This is a genomic window from Rhodococcus sp. Leaf233 (genome assembly GCF_001426165.1).
GTDB classification, from domain to species: Bacteria; Actinomycetota; Actinomycetes; order Mycobacteriales; family Mycobacteriaceae; genus Rhodococcoides; species Rhodococcoides fascians.
This window is the reverse complement of sequence record NZ_LMRO01000001.1, coordinates 251,523-278,120: the sequence shown is the minus strand read 5'-3', so window position 1 is coordinate 278,120 and position 26,598 is coordinate 251,523. Positions and strand designations below refer to the sequence as shown.

The following is a 26,598-nucleotide window of genomic DNA, read 5'->3' as shown; positions in this document are numbered from 1 at the left end:
CCCTTTTCTTTGCCTGATCGGCGCTACTGTGAGGCATGCCGACCCCCACCCGCGTTCATGTCACCCATCGGTTCGCTTCGTCTCCCGACGTCGTCTTCGCGGCGCTGTCCGAACACGAGAACCTCGGCCCGTTGTTCCTGGCCAAGATCCGCCGGGTGCGCGACGGAGACACCTCCCGCAACGGCGTCGGATCGGCTCGTAGCCTGAAGCTGGGGCCACTCCCCGCGTTCGAGGAGACCACAACCGTCTCCGAGCCGAACACCCTCATCGAGTACCGCATCACCAAAGGTGGCCCGCTACGCGGTCATTGGGGTGTGCAGAAGCTGACCCCCACCACTGACGGCGGTACCGAACTCGACTACACAATCGGATTCGACGCCCCGATCCCCGGTCTCGCCGCGATCGTCGGCAAGGCACTGACGTCGAGCATCTCGAAGAACCTGCCGCGCTTGGCTCGGTAGCACAGCCGCACAACGACAAGACCCCGATCGATGGTCTCGATCGGGGTCTTCTCGTGTGTGCTCAGCTGGACGCAGCGCGCAGCTTCTCCAACAGTGGGCCGGCCGCTTCGGCCAGGAAGCGCTCCTGAGTTTCGTCGCCCACCTGCACCAGCGCGATGTCGGTGTAACCGGCCTCCCAGTACGGCTTCACGGCCTCGACGATCGCGTCCAGGTCCGGTCCGCACGGGATCGTGTCGGCCACATCCTCTTTCCTGACGAACTTCGTCGCACCGGCGAAACCGGCCGTCGTCGGCAGATCGGCGTTGACGGCCCAACCGCCGGCGAACCAGCGGAAACGGTCGTGTGCGCGATCGATGGCTGCGTCCTTGTCCGGATCCCACGATATGGGGATCTGGCCGATGGACCGCGCCGGTCCGTCGTGGTTGTCCGACCATGCCTTGACGAGATCAGCATCCGGCTCGGTGGCGATGAGGTGATCGCCGTACTCGGCGAACCGCGCCACTGCCTTCTCGCCGCCGGCGGCGATGCCGATCGGGACTCCGCCCTCGGGCAGGTCCCAGATCCGAGCCGAGTCGACGCGAAAGTGCTTGCCCTCGTAGGTGACCAGGCCACCGGCGTGCAGTGCGCGGATGATCTCGAGTGCCTCGACGAACATGTCCTGACGCTTGTCGATGGAGGGCCAGCCTTCACCCACGACGTGCTCGTTGAGGTTCTCGCCGCTGCCGAGGCCTAGAGTGAAGCGTCCGTCGGCCAGGATCTGCAATGTCGCGGCCTTCTGGGCGACGACGGCCGGGTGGTACCGAATGATCGGGCACGTCACGTACGTCATCAGCTCGACGCGCTCGGTGGCCTGCGCGACCGCACCCAAAGTGGTCCACGCGTAAGGAGAGTGGCCCATGGACGAGAGCCACGGCGAGTAGTGGTCACTGCTGACCTCGAAGTCGAAGCCGACCTTCTCGGCTCCGACGGCGTACTTCACCAGCTCTTTGGGACCGCTCTGCTCGGTCATCAACGTGTATCCGAAATTGGTCATGCTGTTCTCCTAAATTGTTGCGACGGAACCGGCGTCGACTCGGTAGTTGGATCCGTTGACGAAGGACGCGCGATCCGAGCACAGGAACGTGATCACCGAGGCCACTTCCTCGGGTTCGCCGCGGCGTCCCAGTTCCATGTACGGGCGCTCCTCGTCGAGGAAACTCTCGATGGCACCGTCTCTGTCGGTGCCCTTCTCTTCGGCTCGCTTGTCCATCATCGCGTCGGTCATCGGGGTGTGAATGAATGCCGGGGAGACCGCGTTGACCAGCAGGCCCTCCGACGCGTAGCTGCGTGAAAGCCCCTTGGCCAGGGCCAGTACTCCGGCTTTGGCCGAGCAGTAGGGCAATTCGTCGTCGTACGGCTGCACGGCGTCCTCGGACGTCAACAGCACGATTCGCCCCCATCCACCGCGCCGGAGGGCGGGGAGAAACGCGCGCAGTAGGCGGACCGGGCCCATGAGGTCGATGTCGAGGGTGGAGCGCCACCCTTCCTCGTCGATCTCGTGGAACAGCCCCTGCGCGCCGGTGACGCCGGAGGACTGCACCAGAATGTCGATGTCGCCCACGGCCTGCTGCGTGCGCACTGCCAGGTTCTCGACGGCCTCGGTGTCGGTCACGTCCGCGGCGAACGCGAACAGCTGTCCTTCCGCTGCACCGAGTTTCGCGGCGGCCTCGTCCAGCGAACTCTGGTCCTTGTCGCTGACGACCACACGGACGCCCTCGGCCAGCAGCAGCTTCGCAGTGTGCCACCCGATGCCGGAGTCGGCTCCGGTCACCAGTGCGGCTCTACCGTCGATTCCCAAATCCATTCGATCCCACTTTGCGCTAGAGGTCGGTTGTCAGGCTGTGGCGTCGTGCGAACGCGCGATGGTCAACGCCGCATTCACCAGGGCCAGGTGGCTCAAGCCCTGCGGGAAGTTACCCAGAAACGACCCATCCGAAGCATCGATCATCTCGCTGTACAGCCCGACGTCGTTGGACATTTCCACCAACTGGTCCATCAGGGCCGTGGCCTCGTCGTCGCGGCCGACGCACGACAGCGCCGACACTCGCCAGAACGCGCAGGCCACGAACGTGACCTCTTCCTCGGACACTCCGCTGTAGCGGTACATCAACGGCCCGGCACCGAGCTCCTCGCCGAGCGCATCGATCGTGGCCGAAATGCGTTCTCCGCGATCGAAGTTCATCTCGGCGGCCAACAGCACCGACGCGTCGAGCCCGTCGGCACCCGGGTACGCAAGGTAGGTCTGCCGCTCCTCGGACCAGCACTCGGTTTCGATGTACCGCCGTATGCACTCCTTCTCGGCCTTCCACCGATCCGGTATGCCCGGGATCTCCCCTGCTTCGGCCAGGTGCACCGCGCAGTCCAGTGCCTGCCAGCACCCCAGCTTCGAGCTCGTGTAGTGCTGCTCCACCTCGAGCTCCCAGATACCGGCATCCTTGCGCTGCCACGAGTCGCAGGCCTCGTCCGCGATGGTCGCCAACAGCCGGCCGGTTTGCGCGTCGAGAATGTTGCCCGCGTCCACGTACTGCCGAATGATCGAGAAGAGGTCTCCGAAGATCATCAGCTGGAGTTGGTCCGCCGCGGCGTTACCGTTGACCACCGGTCCGATGCCGCGCCAGCCGGGCACGTCGGGCTGCTCTGTGCCGCCCGGCAATTCGCCGCCGAGGGTGTAGAACACGTTCACCAACGGATCGTTGACTCGAATGACCTTCAGCAGCCACGCGACCGCCGCATGGATTTCCTCACGCAGACCGAACCGTTGCAGCGCCCGAATGGTGTACGCGGCGTCCCGAACCCAGGCGTAGCGGTAGTCCCAGTTCTTACCACCGGTGCGATTCTCGGGCAGTGACGTGGTCGCTGCAGCCGCGATAGCACCGGATGGGCTGTGCAGCAACAGCTTCAACGCCAACGCGCTGCGAGCGACGTGCTTCGCCCACGGGCCCTCATATGAGAACTCGTCCGACCAGACGCGCCAATTGTCGATGGTCCGGTCGATGCCCTCGTCGAGGTGCTGAGGATCCGGCAGCGGCAGTGGCTCGTTCTCGGTTCCGACCACACCGATGACGTGACGCGAACCCGAGCGCGTGGTGAAGACGCCGCTGATGTCGCGATCCGCGAGCTGCACGTCTTCGATCCCCAAAGTCCGGACTGCCAGCGTCAATCCGTCGACGCGCAGGACGGTTCCGTGCTCGGTGTCGTACGCCCACGGCGACGCGATACCGAGCATCGTCCCCGGTGCGACGGACCACGTCATGTCGACTGTTCCGTCCAGTCCGTCGATGCGGCGCGCCAACTCCACCCACGGCAATCGCCCGGCCACACCGGTGTTGAGCGAGTCGGTGATTCGGACGGTACCGCTGTCGGTGCGGAACGTGGTGGTCAGAACGTTTGTGCCGGGCACGAATTCGCGCTCGACGGTGAACTCGCCTCTGGGCGTCAGTTCGATGTACCCACCGTGCGGAGCGTCGAGCAGCGACGCGAACGGCGGTGGTGAATCGAGATTCGGTACCGGGAACCAATCGATGCGGCCGTCGTCGGCGATCATCGCGACGGTCCGGCCGTCACCGATCGCGCCGTAACTTTCGATGGGGACGTACCCGTCGACCCTCGGACAAGGCTTTCGGAAGTTGCTCAAGCACTTGCCTTATCGACAAGGATCGGGCTCTCGGCGAGGTGTTCCAGCAAATCGGCCGGGTCTTCGAACACTGCCACCGCACCCGCGTCGAGCAGCTCTGCGCGTGAGATACCGCCGCTCAACACGCCGATGGCCCGCACCCCTGCCCGGCCCGCGGATTCGATGTCCCACACGCTGTCTCCCACCATGATCGCGTGTTCGGCGTCGACGCCGGCGCGCTCGAGCGCAACACCGATGATGTCGGGCTCCGGCTTCGCCACCTCGGCGTCCTCGGCGGATGTCACCACCGCTACCGAATCCTCGACCTCGAGCAGATCACGCAACGTCGACAGCTCGGACTCCGGAGCGGACGTCGCGAGCACCACGGTGACCTCGCGAGTACTCAGCTCTGCCAACAGCTCCCGTGCACCCGGCAGAATTTCCAAGGTCTTCGACGCCGCCGCGTAATACTCCCCGTGCAGGGTTTTCGCTTCCTGCGCGAGCGCGCTGTCGGACGAACCGACCAACGCCTCCAGCAACTTCGACCCGTCCATCCCGATACTGCGATGAATGCGCCACGACGACACCTCGTGCCCGGCATCGCGGAACGCGCGGGACCACGCGTCGACATGGACGTAATTGGAATCGACGAGCGTGCCGTCGATATCGAACAACACCGCGTCGACCTTCGGAGCACTTTCAGACATGGGCGTACGAATACCCATGGGCTGTACACGCAAACAAAACGGGCCCCTCACCACCGGTGAGGGGCCCGCATCGAATTCAGGTTTCAGCTGGCCTGGGCCTGCCACATCCAGTGCAACTGCTCGAGCCGAGCAGTGATGGCGATGAGCAGGTCCTGCGTCACCGGGTCGGCTTCCGCGGTATCGGCGACGCGTCCACGTAGCCGGTCGACGACGGCAGCGATGTTGTCGACGATGGCCGGCACCACTTCGCTGTCCTGGGTCCACCCGGCACCGAAGCCCTTGGTTCCGGCCGTCGAGGAGACGGTGGCTGCCCGGCCGTCAGGGCTGACACCGATCGCGGTCGCGCGCTCGGCCGCCTGATCGGTGAATTCACGTGCAGCAGTGACTAATTCGTCGAGCTCGAGGTGCACGGACCGGAAGTTCTTGCCGATCACGTTCCAGTGCGCCTGCTTCGCGATGAGCGAGAGATCGATCAGGTCGACGACGGTGCCCTGCAGAGCGTCGCCCGCGATCTTCTGCTGACCTGCGTCGAGGGTGCTGGTGATGGGGTTCGTCATGATGTGGCCTCCCTGCCGTTGTACGACGGTGTGCATCGCACGCCATTATTGTGCTTCCGTCTGTATTGCACAACGGCGGCACTGCGCCGGTTGTTCCGGGATCGGCGTCGTTGTGACGCCGATCCCAGGAACGTCCGGATCAGACCTTGGCGGCCTCGTCGGCAGGATCGTCGATCGCGCCGGCACCGGTGGTGGGAGCGGTCTCGTTCTGCTGCGACCGAACACCTTCCTCGACCTTCTTGCCGAGCTCGGGGTCGACGTTGGTCCAGTACTCGAACACTCGGCTCAGAACCGGCTCGCTGACGCCGTTGAGGACGTGTCCGACGATGTTCCCGACCAGACGCTCGCGCTGCGCATCGTCCATGACCTCGCGGACGAGGGCTCCCGCTTGGACGAAGTCGCCGTCCTCGGGGTGCTCGATGTAGCCGGTGCGGACGAAGCGAGGCTCGAAGTCCCACGCTCCGTCGTCGCCGTACTTGTTCGTGTCCGCCGACGGACCGCCGAAGGAGTTCGGCGCGTAGACGGGCGTCTCCGGAGAGTTGAACGAGTACCGCATGTTGCCGTCCTTGGAGTACGAGTTGACCTCGGACTTCGGGGCGTTGACCGGCAGCTGCGCATAGTTCGCTCCGATGCGGTAACGATGCGCGTCCGCGTAGGAGAACACGCGGCCGAGCAGCATCTTGTCGGGGCTGAAGCCGATGCCGGGCACGGTGTTGGACGGCTCGAACGAGCTCTGCTCGATCTGTGCGAAGAAGTTCTCCGGGTTCCGGTTCAAGGTCATCTTGCCGACCTCGATGAGCGGGTAATCCTTCTGCGACCAGACCTTGGTGAGATCGAACGGGTTGTACTTGTAGTTTTCGGCCTCGTCGTACGGCATGAGCTGGACCTTGAGGGTCCAGCTGGGGAAGTCGCCGTTCTTGATGGACCCGAACAGATCCTGACGGTGGTGGTCGGGTGACGTACCCGCAACCTCGTCGGCCTTGTCCTGCGTCAGGAAGTCGATGCCCTGATCGGTCTTGAAGTGGAACTTCACCCAGGTCTTCGTGCCGTCCTCGGCGATGAGCTGGTACGTGTGCGAACCGAAACCGTCCATGTGGCGGAACGACTTCGGGATGCCGCGGTCACCCATGAGCCACGTGACCTGGTGCGCCGACTCGGGCGAGAGGGTCCAGAAGTCCCACTGCATGTTGTTGTCGCGCAGACCGGAATCGGGCATGCGCTTCTGGCTGCGGATGAAGTCCTGGAACTTGATCGGATCCTTGACGAAGAAGATCGGCGTGTTGTTGCCGACGAGGTCCCAGTTGCCTTCCTCGGTGTAGAACTTCAGCGAGAAGCCGCGCGGATCACGCCAGGTGTCGGGGCTACCCTGCTCGCCGGCGACGGTGGAGAACCGTGCCAGCATCTCGGTCTTCGCGCCGGGCTGCAACGCCTTCGCCTTGGTGTATTTGCTGATGTCACCGGTGATCTCGAGCTCGCCGAACGCGCCCGCGCCCTTGGCGTGCACGACGCGCTCCGGGACTCGCTCGCGGTTGAACTGCGCCATCTTTTCGATGAGGTAGTGATCGTGCAGCAGGATCGGGCCCTGTGCGCCGGCGGTGAGCGACTGGTCGTCGCTGGCTACGGGGATTCCCGAGTTGCTGGTTGTGGGCTTGCTGGTGGTCGGCTTGGTCATACGAAGCCTCCTGATGGCTGTAGAGAGACCGAGAGGGCTGTCCCGGACGAAAACTGTGCGGCCGAGGGCGCGGCCGGATTCTCATGGGGAATGCCCGTACTCACGCGGCATAAACCCTCGAGCTCGACCACCAGCATGCCATCAATCTGTACTAAGTCAAGAAAAGGATTGCCGTCAGGGCACCAGCCGCGCTTCGCCCGTCCGCATCGAACCCGACACGATCTGCAACCCGAAATACGTTCCCGACGGCATCCAGCGATCGAGCGTCGGCCCCGACGCATCCACCTCCACCCGGGCCAACCTGGCTTTCCCCTTCAAACTTGCGACGCCGAGAGCCGATCCGCCGGGCACCGGCTGCGCGAACCCGATCGATCCGCGCATCGGAAAAGCGGGCCCGAAGCCGCGGGAGCCGGTCCGCACCGACCAGTCCCCACCGCTGACCCCGGCCTTGTTCAGCACGTCGCCGTCGAACTCGGCCAGCACCTTGGGCAGATGCCAGTTGGTCCTGCCGCCGTGCACCGACGTCGCGGAATCGACGGCGATGAACGGCACCGACATCCGCGGAATCTTTCCGACGTCCCGGCGCAACACCGGGCTCGCCAGTATCTCGCGGTAGGGACCGACGGGTGACGTCATGTAGTCGACGACCATGCACATCGTGATCGGCAACGTCTTCGCGCCGGCAGGCGCGAAATCCGACGACCGGGCGCGATGCCACCAGATCGTGGCTCGGACGTTCGCCGGCCACGGCGCAGCGGGGCTGACCGGCCAATCGGTGCGCTCGGTCTCCGACTCGGCGACGCTCCACATCAGGAGTCCCTCCCCACGACGGTCAGCGGCAGGCGCAGCGCGCCCGGCGCGGTCACCGGCACCACCGGGTTGGACGGTTGAACCGGTGCCACCTCGACATAACCCGAGCCGACGGCAGGCCTACGGTCCGGCTCACCCTTGTTCGGCCACAACGCCATTGCCCGCTCGGCCTGCGCGGTGATGGTCAGAGACGGATTGACGCCGAGGTTGGCGCTGACGGCAGAACCGTCGAGCACGTGCAAGCCCTCGTACCCGTACACCCGCTGGTAGCCGTCGATCACACCGGTATTCGGTGAATCACCGATGGCGCAGCCGCCGAGGAAGTGCGCGGTCATCGGAATGTTGACGATCTCGGCGATCGACCCGCCCGGATCGCCGCCGATCTTGTCGGCGAGCAACCTGATGGCCGTGTGCCCCTGCGGAATCCACTGCGGCGGCGGATCGCCCGCTCCGGGCCGACTCGTCAGACGACGCCCGAACGGCCCCTTCTTCGAGCCCAGCTCGAGGGAGTTGTCGTCGGTCTGCATCACCAGAGCGATGACGGTGCGTTCGGACCACCTGTGGACCGACAGACTGCGGGCCGCCGCGCCGGGGTGACGCAGCGCCACTCCGAGCGTCTTGAGAATCCGCGGCACCTTGCCGCCGCCGTCGCTGAGAACGGTTTGCAGCAGCCCGATCGCGTTGCTGCCCTTGCCGTATCGCACGGGTTCGATGTGCGTGTGATCGTCCGGATGGAACGACGAGGTGATCGCCACTCCCTCGTGGTAATCGACCTCGCGTCCGCGCGCCGTTGCGGCCAGCACGGCCTCGGAGTTGGTACGTACCAACGAACCGATCTTGTTCGACAGCCGTGGCAAAGAGCCCTTCTCCTTGGCGGCGAGCATGAGCTTCTGCGTTCCATAGGTGCCTGCCGAGAAGACCACCTGATCGGCGGTGATCGTCTTCTCCTTGCGGCGCAACTTGCCGCCGGTGCGCCGCGTCACCACGTCGTAGCCGCTGCCGTTCGGGCGGACGTCCACGACGGTCGTCAGCGGAAGGATGTGTGCGCCTGCACGTTCAGCGAGATAGAGGTAATTCTTGACGAGGGTGTTCTTCGCGCCGACGCGGCAACCCGTCATGCACGAACCACACTCGGTGCACCCGGTCCGCTCCGGGCCGGCACCACCGAAGAACGGGTCGGGTGCAGTCTTGCCACGGTCACCGAAGTAGACGCCCACCGGAGTAGAGGTGAACGTGTCGCCCACGCCCATGTCCTCGGCGACCTCCTTCATGACCTTGTCCGAGGCAGTGATCGTCGGGTTCGTCTCGACCCCGAGCATCCGACGCGCCTGGTCGTAGTACGGATTCAGCTCACGCTTCCAGTCCGTGATGGCACCCCACTGCGGGTCCTCGAAGAACTTCGTCGGCGGCTGGTACAGCGTGTTGGCGTAGTTGAGCGAGCCTCCGCCGACGCCTGCCCCCGCCATCACCAGCACGTCGGGCAACAGGTGGATACGTTGGACGCCGTAGCAGCCGAGCGCCGGAGCCCACAGGTACTTACGCAAACGCCAACTGGTCTTGGGCAATTCGTGATCGGCGAACCGTCGGCCGGATTCCAGCACCGCCACCCGGTAGCCCTTCTCGACGGCCCGCAGCGCGGCGACGCTGCCGCCGAACCCGGAGCCGATGATCAGTACGTCGTAGTCGCTCATGCGGAAACCGCCTTCTTGTCTGATTCACGGGTGTCGGAGACGAGTCGGTAGTTCGAGGTGTCGAACGTTCGCGTCTTGTTGCGGAACCGGAATGTGTACGTGGGCCACATCGTCGAGTTACGTCCGTTGGCGTCGAGGTACCAGCTCGAGCAGCCGCCGGCATTCCAGACTGTGCCGTCGAGAGAAGAGTCGACCCACGAGTTGTGCTGCTGCTGAGCGGATTCGGACACCTCGACGGCGGTTGCATGATGGTCCCGCATCTCGCTGAGCGCCGAGACGACGTAATTGGCCTGCGACTCGAGCATGTAGACGATCGAACTGTGCCCGAGATTGGTGTTGGGGCCGTACATCAGGAAGAGGTTCGGGAACCCGGCGACGGTGGTACCCAGGTGGGCCTGCGGGCTACCGCCCCAGCGCTCTGCGAGAGTACGACCATCGCTGCCGCGCAACAGATGCGACACCGGCGGTTCGGTCGGGGTGAACCCCGTCGCGAAGATGATGGTGTCCACCTCGTAGTTGCGGCCCGACGCGTCGACGACGCCGTTCTCGGTCACCGACGTCAGGCCCGAGGTCACCAGGTCGACGTCGGGTCGATCCAGCGTCCGCAGCCAATCATTGGACAGCAGAAGACGTTTGCAGCCGGGTGCGTAGTCGGGGGTCAGAGCCGCCCTCTTCGTCGGGTTCTTGACCTGACGCTTCAGATTGGCCTTCGCGAATGCCTTGACGGCGGGCAACATCCACGGATTGTCGGCCAGAACGGTCACGTATGCCTCGCGGTACCCGTAGATGATGCCGCGAACCGCGCGATGAGCCGCGGGGACCTTCTCGTACAGAGTCCGCTCGACCCGGCCGATGGTGCGGTCCAGACGTGGGATCACCCAGGCCGGTGTGCGCTGAAAGACGGTGAGCCGCTGGGCCTTGTCGACGATCTCGGGCACGAACTGCACCGCCGACGCTCCGGTGCCGATCACGGCGACGCGCTCCCCGGTGAGATCGTGCTCGTGGTTCCACGTCGCGGAGTGGAACACCGTTCCCTGGAATGTGTCGATGCCCGGGACGTCCGGGATCTTCGGCGTCGACAGTGCGCCGGTGGCAGCTACGAGAACCCTGACGCTCGCCGCGCCCTTCGAGGTCTGCACGGTCCACCGCTGGTCCGTGTCACTCCAATCGGCCGACAGCAGTTCGCAATCGGTGACGATGCGATCCCGCAGGTTCAGGCGCTCGACCACCGATTGGAGGTAGTCGAACAGCTCCGGTTGGCGCGCGAAGGTGTGACTCCACTTCGGGCTCGGCGCGAACGAGAACGAGTACAGCGACGTCGGGACATCGCACGCACACCCGGGGTAAGTGTTGTCCCGCCATGTGCCGCCCACCTCCGACGCTCGCTCGATGACGGTCACGTCGGCACTCGGATCGGCGGCGAGGATCTTCGCCACCGCGGCGAGGCCGGCAAAACCGGCTCCGACGACGAGCACGTCGACTTGTTGGGGCAGTGCAGAATTCACGAGTCCATCACCTTTTCGGACCAGACGGGGAGGAGCCGTCCGCGCAGCTGCGCGTCGGCTTCGGGGGTACGGAACAGAGCCGATACAGCGAGCCCGCGTGCCAGCTCGACGCTGAGCTCGATGGACTCGGTGGACATGCGGCTACCCATGACGATCTGAGCGCCGCTCTGGATGGCCTCGGCGACGCGGCGCTCGAGCGGAACCATTGCCTCGTGCAGAGCCGGATCGGTACGGGCCGCGACCCACAGCTCGAGCGCGGCATAGAACAGCGGGCCCGAGAACGCGTCGACGAGGATCTCGGGTCCGCGTTCCGGATCGGGCTCGGCTTCCAGAATCTCGGACAGGCGGCGGTCGACGAGATGCTCGACGGCAGCGGTCACCAACGTCTCCTTGGTCGGGAAGTGGTGCAGCTGCGCTCCACGGGATACTCCGGCACGCCGCGCGATCTCCTGCGTGCTGGTCTTCGAGAAACCCAGCTCGACGAGGCACTCGATGGCTGCATCGAGCAACTTGGCGCGGGTCCCCGCGGTGCGTTCGGCCTGCGTGCGGCGCGGGGTAGGCGCGCCGTCGCTGACCTCTGTGTCGGTAGTCACACTTTGCACAGTAGCGTCAAAACAACAAACAGTCCAGCCTGACTTTAAGTTTTGTCACAACTGAGTTCATCCGCCTCCAGGACCGCCGACAGACCCGCGCGAAGGTCCCGGACGAAGTAGTCGCGCCGTTCGAGTGAAGGGAAGTGACCGCCGGCGTCGGGTGCCCGCCATCGAACGATGCGCCGGTACCTCTGCTGGGCCCATGGCAGCGGGCACTTCGCAATGTCCCGGGGATATGTCGTGATCGCGGCCGGGACATCGACGCGGAGGTCCGGGTCGAGTGAGTGGTGGCTTTCGTAGTAGATGCGGGCCGACGACGCCCCGCTACGTGTCAACCAGTACAGGGTGACGTTGTCGAAAAACGCCGTGCGAGAGATCGTCTCGAACGGACTGCCCTCGGTGTCCGTCCACTCCGCGAACTTGTCGAGAATCCAGGCCAACAGCCCGGCCGGGGAATCGACGAGTGAATACCCGATCGTCTGCGGCTGCGTCGCCTGCAGTGTCGCGTAGGCGATGCGATCACGGTCGAACTCTCGGGTGTGCTGAACCCAGCCGAGCTCCTCGGCCGTCAGTCCGTCCGTCGACAACCCGGGCGGCGCTTCGGCGTAGGTCGTGTGGATTCCGATGACCTGCTCGGGGAATCGGCCGCCCAGGATCGTGGTGACGACACCTCCCCAATCACCCCCGTGGGCGAGGAACCGCTCGTAGCCGAGGCGACCCATGAGCTCGACCCACGCGGCCGCGATCTTCTCGGTGCCCCACCCGGTCGTCGCAGGTTTGTCGCTGAACCCGAAGCCCGGAAGAGACGGGACTACGACGTGGAATGCACGTGCCGAGAGGTCCGACGGATCGGCCAGTTCGTCGATGATGTCGAGGAATTCGACAACACTGCCCGGCCAGCCGTGCGTCACGATCAACGGCGCTGCGTCACTCCGCGGTGAACGACGGTGCAGGAAATGAATCCCCACGCCGTCGATCGTCGTGCAGAACTGCCCGACTCGGTCGAGCCTCGACTCGAGCGAACGCCAGTCGTATTCGGTGCGCCAGAACTCGATCGCGTCCGTGAGCTCCGTGAGCGGTACCCCCTGCTCCCATCTGCGCGCGCCGGCCACGGTCTCGGATTCGGGCAGGCGAGCCGCGTCGAGCCGTGCGACCAGATCGGCGAGGTCGGCGTCGGTTGCGCGCCACTCGAACGGGCGGACATCGGGCTTGTCGACGCGCATCATGAAGGCTCCTTTGTTTACTTGAACCGGCTAAGGCAGTTCTAACAGCGCAGACGGCCTGTCGCAACCGGCTAAGGTGGTTCTATGGCAAGGAGCTTCCCCGATTTCCGACCCGGCAATGTCCTGTCGACGGCATTCACCGGAACCCTCACCGAGCGTCGCGGCGATGCCGTCGAACGAATCCCTGTGCCGGAACGGCTCTCCGACTGGTTGACTCTCCACGGACTCGCCGTCGAATCCTGCACCGACTCACACCTCGACGCGGCTCGGGAGCTACGGGAAGCGATCCACCTCTGCGCTACCGCAGCCGCGACTGGAGATCGACTGCCCGCTTCCCCCGTTCGCATTTTGAACGACCACAGCCTTCGGGGTCGGGCGTCGGCAATCCTGTCGCCGTCGGGCGTCCGGCAGTGGCAGTTGACGGCTACGACGGGGGTCGAGGACGCCCTCGGTGTCATCGCAGCCGACGCAATCGACACTGTCGCCGGTGAGCGAGACGGCACGGTGGCGTTGTGCGCATCCCCTACGTGCCGCGCGGCGTTCTTCGACACCAGCCAGAGCCGCAGTCGAAAATGGTGCGACATGAACACGTGTGGAAACCGTCAGAAGAAGGCCCGCATGGCGGCCAGTCGTGGCACCACATCGTCGCGCTGACGTCGACCACACTGGCATTCGTACGCTGCTTCGACGAAAGGAATACACGATGACCGGTCATTCCGTGCGCCCCGAGGACATACTTCCCGACGGAGCCGAGAGAGCCACGTTCGACGGTCACCCGATACGGAAAGGCACCGTGGCGGCGTTTATCGCGAATGCGCACGCGCTCCGTGACGTGGAACCCGGGACCGAGGCTCACGACGAACTGGTCGCGACGCTGAAAGAGCTGGCACCGCAGCTGGCGGCAATCGGAGTGTTCGAGGTGTGCGAGCCACGGGACCCGCAGATCGCCCACCTGGTGGACGTCGCGACTCAGACCGACTGACCGACAGTTTGTGCCGACTCGCCGCGGGCAATACCCCGGCCATGGCTCTCCCCTCACACGGCCGCTTCGAGTACTCCCCCATCGTCGATCGGCCTCGGTTCGAGTGGCCCGGCGGCGCACGTCTCGCGGTGTACGTCGCGGTCAACTGCGAGCACTTTCCGTACGACGACGGGCAGCCCGGCCTCGGTTACACGCCTGCAATGGACCAACCCAACACGTACAACTGGGGCTGGCGTGAATACGGCAATCGCGTCGGCGGCTTCCGCATCGCAGAGACATTGCGGCAGTGCGGAATTCGGCCGACACTGCTGGTCAACACCGAGGTGTACGAGCACGCTCCGCAGCTGACCGCAGCGTTCCGAGCACTCGACGCCGAGGTCGTCGCACACGGCCGAACGAACGCGGTGCAACCGAACGATCAGGACGAGGACGCCGAACGTCGCTCCATCGAGGATGTCACCGCCGCGATCGAACGACACGAGGGAGCGCCGCCCCGAGGATGGATGAGCCCAGGTGCCAACCCGAGCCGCGACACCGAGGACCTCCTCGCGGAGCGCGGTTACCAGTACACCTTGGACTGGCCCGTCGACGACCAACCGGTGTGGCTACAGACCCGCGGCGGCCCGCTGCTGAGCGTCCCGTATCCCCATGAGATCAACGACCTGCCGATGTTCGTCCATCACCATCAGACCGCAGAAGCATTCGAGCACAACATCATCGGAAGCTTCGACGAACTGAAGGAGAACTCGGCAAGGCAACCGGTGGTGCTCGCGATTTCCGTGCACACCTTCCTGACGGGACAGCCCTACCGACTGCGACGGTTCCGTGCTGCACTCGAGCACCTGACCGCCAACAACGACGGCGTCTGGTTCACCACCCCCGGCGACATCGCGGCGCACTACCGCACGGTTGCACCTCCCGTCCGATAGATCGGCAGGATCACAGCCGGCGTGGAGTCAGGCGGCTCGCTGTTTTCGTCGGTGGTAGCTGGGAAGGGGTTGCTGTCCGGGGTCGATGGATTCGGGTGGGATCGCGTAGGGGTGTCCGTCGTCGCCCATCAGCAGCTGCCAGTCGCCGTGGTGGACGAGGCGGTGGCATTCTCCGCAGACGAGCGCGAGGTTGTCGATGTCGGTGGGGCCGCCGTGTTCCCAGAATTTGATGTGGTGGGCTTGGCACCACTGGGCTGGGCGGCCGCACATGACGCAGCAGGTGTCGCGGATGGTCAGGGCGATGCGTTGGTCGTGTTCCCAGAATTTGATGTGGTGGGCTTGGCACCACTGGGCTGGGCGGCCGCACATGACGCAGCAGGTGTCGCGGATGGTCAGGGCGATGCGTTGGTCGTCGCTGGCGAGTCGTGTGGTTCGTCCGAGCGCGAGTGGTACGCCGTGGTGGTCGACGATGACTGGGGTCAGGTCGGCGTCGCAGGTGACGAGTTCGGCGAGGAAGCGGCTGATGGGGCCGGTCCAGTCGAGGTGGAACGGCCAGTCCGCGTCGCCCGGCTTGGGGACAGACTTCTGCCCGGCACCATCACCATCGGCTGAAGCTTCGCCGCAAGCAGCAGCGACTCCCCTCTCGGGCACAGACTTATGCCCGGCGTCACTGCCACGGCCGGCCGCGGTGGCGTCGCGAGAACCAGCGTCGCCCGGGTCGGACGCAGACTTCTGCCCGGCACGGTCGAAATCGCCACCACCATTCGCGGCTGCTTCGCCGCGAGGATCCGCGTCGCCCGGCTCGGGGACAGATTTCTGCCCGGCACCACCACATCCGGATGTCGCATCGCCGCGAGCAGCGATATCCCCTCGGGCCACTCCATCCGGACGCGAGCCGTTGCTGTCGCCGCCGTTCGAGGAGCTCCCCGCGACCGAACCCGTGTCGACCGAATCCGTTGCAGTGCTACCCGTTTGCTTGTTGCCGCCGTGGGCGAGCAAGTCCCGCAGGGGGACGATCAGGTGCACTGACGCCCGCGACCCGCCCGCCGACCCACGAGTGCCGCCGCGGAGGTGTCGGTCGAGGATCTGATCGAGTGCATCGGCCCGGCGCTTCGACGCACTCCGCGGGTCGCGCTCCCCGCCGGGACCGGGCCGAGGTGCCGTCAACGGCGACAGAGCGGTGAGAAGCTTCTCGGCGAGCAACCGGTCCATGTCGCCACCGAACTGAAAGCGGCCGTTGGCCAGGGGGTGCAGGTCGAATCGGTTCAGGTCCGGGTTTTCCGACACCGGTCGCGGTGCAGGCGTCGGCGGAACAGGCTCGGGCGCAGGCGGTTCCGGATCAGGCAGCCTGCCGGTAGCGGTCGCAGCATCATCTTTCCGCCGCTCCTGATCATGACGCTCGCGTTCCTGCTGTTCCTGCTCTCGTCTTTGTTTCTCGGCTTTCGCGTGTCGTGCTCGGGCGTCGTCCGCGGCCGCATGCGCCAAAGCCTGCGCGCGGGAGGTGACCTGGCCGGCGGTGTTGCGCATCGCGGTTTCGAGGAGTTCGTCGACGATTCCGTCGCGCCCCGAGCGAGAACGGCNTTTGTTTCTCGGCTTTCGCGTGTCGTGCTCGGGCGTCGTCCGCGGCCGCATGCGCCAAAGCCTGCGCGCGGGAGGTGACCTGGCCGGCGGTGTTGCGCATCGCGGTTTCGAGGAGTTCGTCGACGATTCCGTCGCGCCGGTCCTGATCCAACGTCGGGTCGGCCACCAGGACGACGTCGTATCCCTCGGCGATGGCGGCGGCGTGCGCGGCATGGATGCGGCCGTCGGCGAGGGCGTCGAGCACGGTGTGGTGATCGAACAGCCAGTACCCCAGTGCGTTCTGGCGGGCGGCTGACCCGTCGGTGATCCGCACCGACTTCGCGTACCAGCGGGTGACGGACGAGTGCCCGAGTTTCATTGCCAAGCCGCGGCGGTCGATTTCGGCGATCAACGTCAATCTAGTTGCGGCGAGGGCGTTTTCGAGTGAGATGACGTCAGCAAGCTCGGAGACCAACTCCTGGTCCCCGAGCCCGAACACATCCCCCCATGTCTTCACCCCACGAAAGCTATACCCACCCACCGACAGACTTTTTCGATGACTCCGCTACAGCGCGCGCATGCTGTTGTTCCGCGCATTGTGGGTGAGCTCTGCAAGGCCGAGCTCTTCGAGTAGCGGTGGCAAATACATGCCGAAGCGGCCGCGGTATCCGTTCCTGAGCCCGTACCAACCGCGACCGGGTTGTCCGGAGAGCGTCCCCACGCTTCGACCGTGTCCGGCGCAGCCGGCTTCTTCTCGTCAGCGGCACCGAGCAACACCCAGTCGCCACGTTCGGTGAGCCAACCGTGCAGGTCTTCGATTGCCTCGATGCGGTATCGCAGAGTCGTCGACCCCACCTGGCATACGAGGGCAGGTGGCTCGTGGTCGGGATCGCGGTACATGGTGTACGCCGAGGTGCCAGGGGCGGTGGTGAGAGCCCACGGGTCGGATTTCGTTCCGCTGGTCATGGCCTGGGTCCGTTCCGTTGTCGCAGTCGGCCGACGGGCAGAAAGATCGACCGAGCACAGTGATTGCCTTACACGGCACGGTCAGTGTGGACCGACCTGACGGTGAACACAACCACTCCCGACCCTGGACAGGTTCGGGGTCGTGCGTCACGGAGCGACGGTGCGGTACCGCAGCATCATTTCGTGGTCCTCGTGGTCGAGCATGTGGCAGTGCCACATGTACCCCTGCAGTTCGGACGGACCCGCAGCCGGCATGTCGTGACCGCTCATATCGTGACCGCCGTGGTGTGCGGCCGGTCCAGCGAACGTGGCGTCGGGATCGAAGCCGAGTTCGTCGGCCGTCGGGAATCGGACGAGGATCTGGGTGACGGTGCCCGGGTACGTGTTGACGGTGTCTTTCCACCCGGCTTCCCAGGTGGCCGGCGGCACCGAGGGCCCGGTGAGGAACTTCTCCACCGGCGGAGCCCATTTGGTGCCGAACGTCGGCCGGGGGAAGTCGCGTTGGTACGCCGCGATGTCGATGGGAATTCGCCCCAGCGTCCGAAAGTGCGCTAGGTGCAGGTGAATCGGGTGCGGCTCGACCGTCGTGTTGACGATGTTCCACATCTCCACGGTGCCCTGCTTGGGCATCTCGATGTCCGGGTCGGAGTACCGCAGGTTGTTCAAGTTCATCAGCGTCATGTCGAGGTTCAGCCCACCGGAGGGCTGGTTGACGGTGACGGTGCGCGAGAAAGTGGGTGTCGGCAACGCGGGCAACAGATCCGGCTGCCCCTTTCCCCCGCGCAGCAACGACGGCATGCCGCCCCGGAACCCTGCCGCGGACGCGACGCGGAACTGGCAGAACATCGGCATCGGGACGGCTCCGAGCGACGCGGCCTGCGCCGGCGGCGGCTCGTCGTTGAGCAACTCGACCAACGCCCCTGCCTCGACGGCTCCGAAGTCGACGAGGATGTCGGCGCGCTCGGCGGGTGCGAGCCGGATGCTGGTGGTCTCCACCGGTGCGTCGAGCAATCCGCCGTCGTTTCCGATGACCCAGAATCGCAACTTGTTGGTGAAGAACAGGTTCCACACGCTGTACGACCCGGCGTTGACGAGCCGCAGCCGGTACATGCCCCGGGCCACTTCCATCGTCGGCCAGATCTTGCCGTTGACGACGCCGACGTCGCCGGTACCGCCACCCTCCCACTTACCCTGCGGCACAGTGATATTGGAGCGGATACTCATGCTGCCGTCGGGATTCATGATCTTTTCCTGCAGCACCAACGGCAACTCGAATTCGCCCGAGGGCAGACCGAGGGCGTTGTCGGAAGTGCCGGTGTCCCAACGATCACGGACGAGGTTCATCCCGAGCAGGCCCGCGTAGACGTTGATGCGCGTCATCGACATAGCGTGGTCGTGGTACCACAGCCCGGCAGCATCATTGAGCCCGGAAAAATTGTGAGTCATCGACTCGCCCGGACGCACCAGCATCTCGGAGTGCCCGTCACTGGCCGGTTCGGTGACGGCACCGTGCAGGTGCAGTGCCGTCGGCGTCATCGTGCGATCCATCTCGCTCATGCCGTGCAGCGAGGTGTCGACGTCGGCGGCAAGAGGATTGCCGGCGGTGGTGTTCGAGTACTTCAGCGTCCAGGGCTGGCCTTGCTGAGACTCGATGGTGGGCCCGAGGTAGTCGCACTGGCCGTAGCCGAACGTAGGAGCGGGCCTGAGATCGGCGTGGAACGAGTGGGTGGCACTGTGCGCGTCGAGGGAGATCTCGGTACCGCTGATCAGCGGCAACCGCGGTAGCTCGTCACGGAACGGCGTCAGCTGCGGCGAATGGAACAGCAGTGGGCTCTGCCCGCGGAGGAAGTCGTCGGCCAGTGCTCGACGCGTCGTCGACGCCACGGGTATCGCGGCTGCTCCGGCTGCCACTGCGGCCGCCGCCAGCCCACGTAGGGCGGTGCGTCTGGACACGGAGCCGCTCACCCGGCCACCTTCCTCCTGGTTGTGATGGGGCCCATACTATGTGCTGGTCGGCTCCCGCCGTCACCCCACACTTGGATCGTCCGGCACGTTCCTGCCGGTGGAGGGATCTATTTCGTCATGGCAACAATCTCGTTCGAGCGCACGACCAGGCTTTTTCCCGGCTCCGACACCCCCGCGGTGAACGAGCTCGATCTGCACATCGAGGACGGTGAGTTCCTCGTTCTGGTCGGCCCCTCCGGGTGCGGCAAGTCGACGTCGCTTCGGATGCTCGCCGGGCTCGAGGAGGTCAACTCGGGACGCATCCTCATCGGCGGCAAGGACGTCACCAATTCCGAACCCAAGGATCGCGATATCGCGATGGTGTTCCAGAACTACGCGCTGTACCCACACATGACCGTCGCCGAGAATATGGGGTTCGCGCTCAAGCTGGCGAAGGCGAACAAGGAGGACATTCGCACTCGCGTCGAGGAGGCCGCCAAGCTCCTCGACCTCGAGCCGTACCTCGACCGCAAGCCCAAGGCGCTCTCCGGCGGCCAGCGGCAGCGAGTTGCCATGGGGCGCGCCATCGTTCGGCAGCCCCAGGTGTTTTTGATGGACGAGCCGCTGTCCAATCTCGACGCCAAACTGAGGGTTCAGACGCGGACGCAGATCGCTCAGTTGCAGCGTCGGCTCGGCACGACGACGGTCTACGTCACGCACGATCAGGTCGAGGCCATGACGATGGGTGATCGCGTCGCCGTCCTGAAAGGTGGTGTGCTGCAACAGTGCGCCACCCCGCGTGAGCTCTACCGAACCCCGGTCAACGCATTCGTCGCCGGGTTCATGGGCTCACCGTCGATGAATCTGTTCCGCGCTCCGGTCACCGACGGCGGCGTCCGCCTGGCCGATCAGGTAGTCCCGGTCCCACGTCAGACGCTCGGTTCCGCGACCGAGGTGATGTTCGGCATTCGTCCCGAGCACATCGAGATCGCAAGCAGCGGAATAGCTCTCGAGATCGACGTCGTCGAAGAGCTCGGTTCCGAGGCCTTCGTGTTCGGCCGCGCGGACATCAACGGCCGGACCGAAACCATTGTCGCTCGGGCCGATTGGCGCAGCCCGCCCGAGAAGGGCGACCGCGTTCACGTCCGCATCGACGAAGCCCATGCGCACATCTTCGACGCCTCCGCCGAAGGTCACCGCCTGAACTGACCGTCGTGCGCGTTGTGCGTACCCCTGGGGACACACAACGCGCACGACCTCAGACCAGGAGCTCGGCGATCTGAATAGTGTTGAGCGCGGCACCCTTACGCAGGTTGTCGCCCGAGACGAACAGCGCGAGTCCGCGGCCCTCGGGGACGCCCGGATCCTGGCGGATGCGGCCGACGAGGGAGTCGTCTTTGCCTGCGGCTTCCAGCGGCGTCGGTACGTCGACCAGCGAGACACCCGGTGCGGAGGCCAGCAGTTCACGAGCGCGTTCCACTGACAGCGGTGAAGCGAACTCGGCGTTGATCGACAGCGAGTGCCCGGTGAAGACCGGAACGCGCACGCAGGTGCCACTGACCAGCAGGTCGGGCAGTCCGAGGATCTTGCGCGATTCGTTGCGTAGCTTCTGGTCCTCGTCCGTCTCGCCGGATCCGTCGTCGACCAACGCGCCGGCCAGCGGCAGGACGTTGAAAGCGATGGGCGCGACGTACTTGTTCGGAGCCGGGAAATCGACCGACGAACCGTCGTGCACCAGTTTTTCGACGTCGTCGATGACGGCGCGTGCCTGAGTGGCGAGCTCGTCGACGCCGGCGAGGCCGCTACCGGACACCGCCTGGTAACTCGAGACGATCAACCGCTGCAAGCCGGCTTCGTCGTGCAGCACCTTGAGCACCGGCATGGCGGCCATGGTGGTGCAGTTGGGGTTGGCGATGATGCCGCGGGGCGGGTTCTTCGCCGCCTCGGGGTTGACCTCGCTGACCACCAGCGGCACATCGGAGTCCTTGCGGAACGCCGACGAGTTGTCGATGACGGTGGCACCTGCGGCAGCGAATCGCGGTGCCTGCTCACGCGAAAGCGTGGCACCGGCCGAGAACAGTGCGATGTCGATACCGGTGAGGTCCGCGGTGGACGCGTCCTCGACGATGATCTCCTCGCCGCGGAACGGCAGCTTCTTGCCCGCCGAGCGTGCGGAGGCGAAGAATCGAACGGTGTCGGCGGGAAAGTTGCGCTCCTCCAACAGGGTTCGCATGACGGCACCGACCTGGCCGGTGGCTCCTACGACTGCAACTGTGGTCATGGCTATCGTCCTGTTCCTGCGTGCACGACGGCTTCTTCGTCGCCGCCGAGATCGAAGGCGGCGTGCAGTGCGCGCACGGCATCGTCGAGCTGAGTGTCGCTGCACAGCACCGAGATACGGATCTCGGAGGTGCTGATGAGATCGATGTTGATGCCGGCGTCGGCGAGGGCCTCACAGAACGTCGCGGTGACGCCGGGGTGGCTCTTCATACCGGCACCGACGAGCGAGACCTTGCCGATGTGGTCGTCGTAGAGCACCTGCGCGAAGCCGATATCGGCCTGCAGCTTGGTGAGCTTCTCCACGGCCGTCGGACCGTCGGCCTTGGGGCAGGTGAAGGTGATGTCGGTCTTGCCGGTGTCGATCTTGGAGACGTTCTGCAACACCATGTCGATGTTGATCTCGGAGTCGGCCACGGCGCGAAAGACCTTGGCGGCGTAGCCCGGTGTGTCGGGCAGACCGACGACGGTGACCTTCGCCTCGCTGCGATCGTGTGCGACGCCGGTGAGAATTGCTTCTTCCACTGGAATGTCCTCCATAGATCCGGAGACGATCGTTCCGGGTTTGGTGGTGTACGACGAGCGCACGTGAACGGGAACGTTGTAACGACGGGCATATTCGACGCAGCGCAGCATGAGCACCTTCGCGCCGCAGGCTGCCATTTCGAGCATCTCCTCGAACGAGACGGTCTCGAGGTGGCGTGCGTTGGGAACGATGCGCGGGTCTGCGGTGAAGATGCCGTCGACGTCGGTGTAGATCTCGCAGACGTCGGCGTTCAATGCCGCGGCGAGCGCGACGGCGGTGGTGTCGGACCCACCACGACCGAGCGTCGTGACGTCCTTGCTGTCCTGACTGACGCCCTGGAAGCCGGCGACGAGCACGATCGAACCCTCGTCGAGTGCGCTGCGGACGCGGCCGGGGGTGACGTCGATGATCTTGGCGTTGCCGTGCACGCTGGTGGTGACGACGCCTGCCTGGGAACCGGTGAACGACCGTGCCTCGGCACCGAGCGAGTGGATGGCCATCGCGACCAGTGCGTTGGAGATGCGTTCACCCGAGGTGAGCAGCATGTCCATCTCGCGAGCGGGCGGGGCCGGGCACACCTGCTGTGCCAGGTCGAGCAGTTCGTCGGTGGTGTCGCCCATCGCCGATACGACGACGACAACGTCGTTGCCCGCCTTCTTGGTCTCGACGATTCGTTCAGCGACGCGTCGGATACGTTCGGCGGTCCCCACCGACGATCCACCGTACTTCTGGACGATGAGAGCCACGCGTTTTACCTCCGCTGGATAGCCGACAATCGTTCGATTGTCCGCGGGTCACCTTACCGAGCGAATGCCCCGAGCAGTGGGCCGGGTAGCTCCGAGCTGGGACTTTAGGGCCTCTCGCCTGCCTTAACATGTTCGAGTGACCGTTCCCGAACATCTCCCACCACCGCCGGCTCGAGGCCTGAAGGTGCTCTTCGGGCTCCCCGCCGTCGGCCGGCGCTGGCCCGGTGGACTGCGTTCGGCGCTGGCGTTCGGTGTTCCGGCGATCCTGGCGTGGCTGCTCGGATTCCACACCGAGGCACTACTGGTGGTCTCCGGCAGTTTTGCGGTGATCTACGGCGAAGGCCGCCCCTATCGATCGCGCTGGTGGGTAGTCCTGACCGCAGGGGCCGCCCTGGTGGCCTCGGTGTGGCTGGGCGCGACGGCCGGTCGGCTCGCCCTCGACTTCGGCGAGACCGGGTGGGCGCGGATGATCCCGGTGACCGTGTTGTCCGTTCTCGCTCTCGTCGCGGTCTACGTCGTGGCAGCGCTGCGACTCGGCCCGCCCGGAGCCTTCTTCTTCGTGCTGGTGTGCGCGGTGGCGTCGTACCTCCCTGCCGCCGACATCAGCGCGACCCGCGGTGCCGTGTGCGCGGCGATCGGGTTGGCGTCGGCGCTGGTGGTCGCGATGTCCGGGGTGGTGCGTGACCCGAGGGGTCCCGAACGGGCGGCCGTCGGTGCGGCCGTGGCGGCGATCGAGAAGTACACGACATCGCCGACGGCGTCCGTGGGCGATCGACATACCGCCGCCTCGCGTCTGCACGCGGCGTGGGCCGCGGTGTACGAGGCCGGGTCGACGCGCGGGACCTCGCGCCCCGCGCTGGTACAAACGCTGTTCGACGCCCATCTCGCGTTTGCGGCCGCCACGAGGGCGCGCGCCGGTGCAGTCCCGGATCCGGAAAGTGCGGTGGAATCGCCACGAGATCAGCTGCCGCTGGCTCGTCCGGGCATCGGGTATCGGTTGAAGCGGTCGTTGCATCGAGATTCGCATGCGGCGTCGACGGCGATCCGAGTGTTCTGTGCGGCGGCAGGTGCCGGCGGGATCAGTGTGGCAATGGGTTTGAGCAGGCCGGATTGGGCGATCCTCGGTGCCGTCCTGGTTCTCCAGCAGGGGCCGGATCGTGTGCACGGGACGTACCGCGGCATGCAGCGGCTCGGCGGAACGCTGGCCGGAGTGGTGCTGTTCTCGGCGATCTATCTTTCGCCGCTGACCGGTCTCGCGGTGATCGTGGTGTTGATGGTGTTGCAGTTCGCGATAGAGATCAGTGTGGCGCGCAATTACGGTCTCGCCGTCACGTTCATCACCCCACTCGCGTTGCTGATGGGCACCATCTCGCATCCGGGCGCTCCGCTCGGCGGCATCGTCGTCGATCGGGTGGTGGAGACCGCAGTGGGTGTCGCCCTGGCCTTCGCGGCGCTGTGGTTGTTGTTACCGGGCGCTTTCCGGCGCGCGCTGCTGTGGTCCGATCGACGGGTTCTGGAGTTGACCGACCGATTGTTGACGGCCCTCCGAAGCGAAAACGCTTCGGCGTCAGTCACTATGGAGCTACGACGAGATATCCAGTTCGAGCTGGTCGGTGCCGCGCTCGCGGGAGCCGAAGCGGCGCACAACGATCGCCGCTGGGCGCATCGAATGTGGGACAGGCATGCAGAGGTCGATCATCTCGGATACGAACTGCTCGCACGGTGTTGGACCGCGGACGATGTCGGACGACCGAACGACATCGATCAGTGGCAGCGCAGGCACGACACCGTGACCGGAAAATTCGACTCCCGAACCCTGGGGTAGGCGGTCGGTCTGCGGTAGTACACTCACCCCATGCTGCGAGCTCTCCTTCTTAACAGCCGCGACGGGGTCTGAGACCAGACTGGCTTCCCGTCGCGGGGTTCGTTGCGCCGGTCGAACACCATTGCTCTGATCTGTACGGAGAGACGAAGACCATGTCACCAGCCGACGCATTCACCTCGGGATCCCGCACCATCACCCCGCCCTCACGGCCCGCGCCCAGCGACCAGCCTGCGTGGAACACCCAGAAGAACTCCTCGATGCCCACGTTCCGTTATCGGCCGTTCGCCGAGGAAGTGGAGCCCGTCACCCTCCCCGACCGCACCTGGCCGGACAAGATCATCGACCGGACGCCGCAGTGGTGTGCCGTCGATCTGCGCGACGGCAACCAGGCACTGATCGATCCGATGAGCCCCGCGCGCAAGCGCCGGATGTTCGACCTGCTGGTCCGGATGGGCTACAAGCAGATCGAGGTCGGCTTCCCGTCCGCCAGCCAGACCGACTTCGACTTCGTCCGCGAGATCATCGAGGACGGCGCGATTCCCGACGACGTCACCATCCAGGTTCTGACGCAGTGCCGTCCCGAGCTGATCGAGCGCACGTTCGTCGCGTGCGAGGGCGCTCGCAGCGTCATCGTCCACTTCTACAACTCGACGTCGATCCTGCAGCGCAAAGTGGTGTTCCGGGCCGACCGTGACGTCATCAAGAAGATCGCGACCGACGGTGCTCGCAAGGTTCTCGAAGAAGCGGCCAAGTTCCCCGATACCGACTGGCGCTACGAGTACTCCCCCGAGTCCTACACCGGCACCGAGCTCAGCTACGCCAAAGAGGTGTGCGATGCAGTCACTGCGGTCATCGACCCGACGCCCGAGAAGCCTCTGATCCTGAACCTGCCGGCCACCGTCGAGATGGCGACGCCGAACGTCTACGCCGACTCGATCGAGTGGATGAGCCGCAACCTCGATCGCCGCGACAGCATCGTGCTGTCTCTGCACCCGCACAACGACCGCGGAACCGGTGTTGCCGCAGCCGAACTCGGCTACCAGGCCGGTGCCGATCGCATCGAGGGATGCCTGTTCGGCAACGGTGAGCGCACCGGCAACGTCTGCCTGGTCACGCTCGGCCTGAATCTGTTCACTCGCGGCGTCGATCCGCAGATCGACTTCTCCAACATCGACGAGATTCGCCGCACGGTCGAGTACTGCAACCAGCTGCCCGTCGCCGAGCGTCATCCGTACGGCGGTGATCTGGTGTACACCGCGTTCTCGGGCAGCCATCAGGACGCGATCAACAAGGGCCTCGATGCCATGAAGGTCACGGCAGACGAACAGGGTTCGGACATCGGCGACATCACCTGGCAGGTGCCGTACCTGCCCATCGACCCCAAGGACGTCGGCCGCACCTACGAGGCCGTCATCCGCGTCAACTCGCAGTCCGGCAAGGGCGGCGTCGCGTACATCATGAAGTCCGATCACGGACTGAACCTGCCGCGTCGCCTGCAGATCGAGTTCTCCCAGGCCGTCCAGCGCATCACCGACGGTGAGGGCGGCGAGGTCTCGCCGAAGGAGATGTGGGACGTCTTCGCCGAGGAGTACCTGACGCCGATCCGTCCGCTCGAGCGCATCAAGCAGTCGGTACAGGCTGCCGAAATCGACGGCGGAACCGACACCATCACCGCCACGGTCAAGGTCGACGGCGTCGAGCAGGAAATCTCCGGCTCCGGCAACGGACCACTCGCTTCGTTCGTCGACGCGCTGTCCACCATCGGTTACGACGTCAGCGTCCTCGACTATTCCGAGCACGCACTGTCCGCAGGCGACGACGCCCAGGCCGCCGCCTACGTCGAAGCCTCGGTCACCTCGCCTGCAGGTGTCGCCACCACAGTCTGGGGCGTCGGCATCGCGACCTCGATCACCACCGCGTCACTGCGCGCTGTGGTCTCGGCCGTGAACCGCGCGCTGAAGTAACTTCGCTG

General features: G+C 65.4%; 23 protein-coding genes. 7 read left to right on the top strand and 16 right to left on the bottom strand.

Features of this window, described 5'->3' with window-relative positions:
• The first annotated feature begins 35 nt into the window (after window positions 1-35).
• The gene (locus ASH04_RS01310) at window positions 36-461 is read left to right on the top strand and encodes an SRPBCC family protein (protein ID WP_027494505.1); all 426 of its coding nucleotides are present in this window, start codon (window positions 36-38) and stop codon (window positions 459-461) included.
• A 61-nt stretch (window positions 462-522) separates the two neighbouring features.
• Here the strand turns inward: ASH04_RS01310 and ASH04_RS01305 are convergent, their stop codons facing one another.
• The 11 genes from ASH04_RS01305 to ASH04_RS01255 all read right to left on the bottom strand — a co-directional run bounded on the left by ASH04_RS01305 (window position 523) and on the right by ASH04_RS01255 (window position 12,871).
• Window positions 523-1,494, bottom strand: a complete 972-nt coding sequence (locus tag ASH04_RS01305; protein ID WP_032387954.1) for an LLM class F420-dependent oxidoreductase — start codon at window positions 1,492-1,494, stop codon at window positions 523-525.
• Between the two features lie 9 nt (window positions 1,495-1,503).
• A complete protein-coding gene (locus tag ASH04_RS01300; protein WP_027494507.1) occupies window positions 1,504-2,304 on the bottom strand; it encodes an SDR family NAD(P)-dependent oxidoreductase in 801 nt (266 codons plus the stop codon).
• A 30-nt stretch (window positions 2,305-2,334) separates the two neighbouring features.
• Window positions 2,335-4,134: a glycoside hydrolase family 15 protein gene (locus ASH04_RS01295; RefSeq protein ID WP_057472569.1), complete on the bottom strand. Its 1,800-nt coding sequence runs from the start codon at window positions 4,132-4,134 to the stop codon at window positions 2,335-2,337.
• Window positions 4,131-4,820 carry an HAD family hydrolase gene (locus ASH04_RS01290; protein ID WP_057472568.1) on the bottom strand — a complete coding sequence of 230 codons (690 nt, stop codon included), beginning with the start codon at window positions 4,818-4,820 and terminating at the stop codon, window positions 4,131-4,133. Before ASH04_RS01290 ends, ASH04_RS01295 begins: the two co-directional genes overlap by 4 nt.
• A gap of 83 nt (window positions 4,821-4,903) precedes the next feature.
• On the bottom strand, window positions 4,904-5,377 hold the full coding sequence (locus ASH04_RS01285; RefSeq protein ID WP_027494510.1) for a Dps family protein: 474 nt from the start codon (window positions 5,375-5,377) through the stop codon (window positions 4,904-4,906).
• A 139-nt stretch (window positions 5,378-5,516) separates the two neighbouring features.
• A complete protein-coding gene (locus tag ASH04_RS01280; RefSeq protein ID WP_027494511.1) occupies window positions 5,517-7,049 on the bottom strand; it encodes a catalase in 1,533 nt (510 codons plus the stop codon).
• Between the two features lie 174 nt (window positions 7,050-7,223).
• Window positions 7,224-7,859, bottom strand: coding sequence for a hypothetical protein (locus ASH04_RS01275; RefSeq protein ID WP_027494512.1), 636 nt, complete (start codon window positions 7,857-7,859; stop codon window positions 7,224-7,226).
• Window positions 7,859-9,550, bottom strand: coding sequence for a GMC oxidoreductase (locus tag ASH04_RS01270; protein ID WP_032373786.1), 1,692 nt, complete (start codon window positions 9,548-9,550; stop codon window positions 7,859-7,861). Before ASH04_RS01270 ends, ASH04_RS01275 begins: the two co-directional genes overlap by 1 nt.
• Window positions 9,547-11,055 (bottom strand): flavin-containing monooxygenase, encoded by a 1,509-nt coding sequence (locus ASH04_RS01265; RefSeq protein WP_235579899.1) that lies wholly within the window; start codon window positions 11,053-11,055, stop codon window positions 9,547-9,549. Before ASH04_RS01265 ends, ASH04_RS01270 begins: the two co-directional genes overlap by 4 nt.
• Window positions 11,052-11,648 (bottom strand): TetR/AcrR family transcriptional regulator, encoded by a 597-nt coding sequence (locus ASH04_RS01260; protein WP_057472567.1) that lies wholly within the window; start codon window positions 11,646-11,648, stop codon window positions 11,052-11,054. The genes ASH04_RS01265 and ASH04_RS01260 overlap by 4 nt, the downstream gene beginning before the upstream one ends.
• Window positions 11,649-11,692: 44 nt before the next feature.
• Window positions 11,693-12,871: an epoxide hydrolase family protein gene (locus ASH04_RS01255; RefSeq protein WP_057472897.1), complete on the bottom strand. Its 1,179-nt coding sequence runs from the start codon at window positions 12,869-12,871 to the stop codon at window positions 11,693-11,695.
• A gap of 84 nt (window positions 12,872-12,955) precedes the next feature.
• On the opposite strand from ASH04_RS01255, the gene ASH04_RS01250 reads away from it, so the two are divergent.
• From ASH04_RS01250 to ASH04_RS01240, 3 genes are read left to right on the top strand one after another with little or no spacing between them, the layout of a single operon-like run.
• A complete protein-coding gene (locus ASH04_RS01250) occupies window positions 12,956-13,525 on the top strand; it encodes a CGNR zinc finger domain-containing protein (RefSeq protein ID WP_057472566.1) in 570 nt (189 codons plus the stop codon).
• 49 nt (window positions 13,526-13,574) lie between these two features.
• Window positions 13,575-13,853 carry a hypothetical protein gene (locus ASH04_RS01245; protein WP_057472565.1) on the top strand — a complete coding sequence of 93 codons (279 nt, stop codon included), beginning with the start codon at window positions 13,575-13,577 and terminating at the stop codon, window positions 13,851-13,853.
• A 41-nt stretch (window positions 13,854-13,894) separates the two neighbouring features.
• Entirely contained in the window at window positions 13,895-14,782 is an 888-nt protein-coding gene (locus tag ASH04_RS01240) for a polysaccharide deacetylase family protein (protein WP_057472564.1), read from the top strand.
• Between the two features lie 27 nt (window positions 14,783-14,809).
• Here the strand turns inward: ASH04_RS01240 and ASH04_RS27480 are convergent, their stop codons facing one another.
• The 3 genes from ASH04_RS27480 to ASH04_RS01220 form a co-directional block, all read right to left on the bottom strand.
• Window positions 14,810-15,052: an HNH endonuclease signature motif containing protein gene (locus tag ASH04_RS27480; RefSeq protein WP_327212955.1), complete on the bottom strand. Its 243-nt coding sequence runs from the start codon at window positions 15,050-15,052 to the stop codon at window positions 14,810-14,812.
• A gap of 1,803 nt (window positions 15,053-16,855) precedes the next feature.
• On the bottom strand, window positions 16,856-17,308 hold the full coding sequence (locus ASH04_RS01225) for a DUF6855 family protein (protein WP_200937258.1): 453 nt from the start codon (window positions 17,306-17,308) through the stop codon (window positions 16,856-16,858).
• A gap of 147 nt (window positions 17,309-17,455) precedes the next feature.
• Window positions 17,456-19,273, bottom strand: a complete 1,818-nt coding sequence (locus tag ASH04_RS01220) for a multicopper oxidase family protein (RefSeq protein WP_057472561.1) — start codon at window positions 19,271-19,273, stop codon at window positions 17,456-17,458.
• A 117-nt stretch (window positions 19,274-19,390) separates the two neighbouring features.
• Here ASH04_RS01220 and ASH04_RS01215 point away from each other — a divergent pair, with 117 nt between their 5' ends.
• Window positions 19,391-20,461 (top strand): ABC transporter ATP-binding protein, encoded by a 1,071-nt coding sequence (locus ASH04_RS01215; protein ID WP_027494521.1) that lies wholly within the window; start codon window positions 19,391-19,393, stop codon window positions 20,459-20,461.
• A 49-nt stretch (window positions 20,462-20,510) separates the two neighbouring features.
• Here the strand turns inward: ASH04_RS01215 and ASH04_RS01210 are convergent, their stop codons facing one another.
• Together ASH04_RS01210 and ASH04_RS01205 are read right to left on the bottom strand one after the other, a co-directional pair.
• Entirely contained in the window at window positions 20,511-21,533 is a 1,023-nt protein-coding gene (locus ASH04_RS01210) for an aspartate-semialdehyde dehydrogenase (RefSeq protein WP_027494522.1), read from the bottom strand.
• 2 nt (window positions 21,534-21,535) lie between these two features.
• Window positions 21,536-22,801, bottom strand: a complete 1,266-nt coding sequence (locus ASH04_RS01205; protein ID WP_027494523.1) for an aspartate kinase — start codon at window positions 22,799-22,801, stop codon at window positions 21,536-21,538.
• Window positions 22,802-22,937: 136 nt separating this feature from the next.
• On the opposite strand from ASH04_RS01205, the gene ASH04_RS01200 reads away from it, so the two are divergent.
• The gene (locus ASH04_RS01200; RefSeq protein WP_156394444.1) at window positions 22,938-24,626 is read left to right on the top strand and encodes an FUSC family protein; all 1,689 of its coding nucleotides are present in this window, start codon (window positions 22,938-22,940) and stop codon (window positions 24,624-24,626) included.
• Between the two features lie 152 nt (window positions 24,627-24,778).
• Complete coding sequence (gene leuA / locus ASH04_RS01195) at window positions 24,779-26,590, top strand: 2-isopropylmalate synthase (RefSeq protein WP_032364570.1); 1,812 nt, start codon at window positions 24,779-24,781, stop codon at window positions 26,588-26,590.
• The last annotated feature ends 8 nt before the right edge of the window (window positions 26,591-26,598 follow it).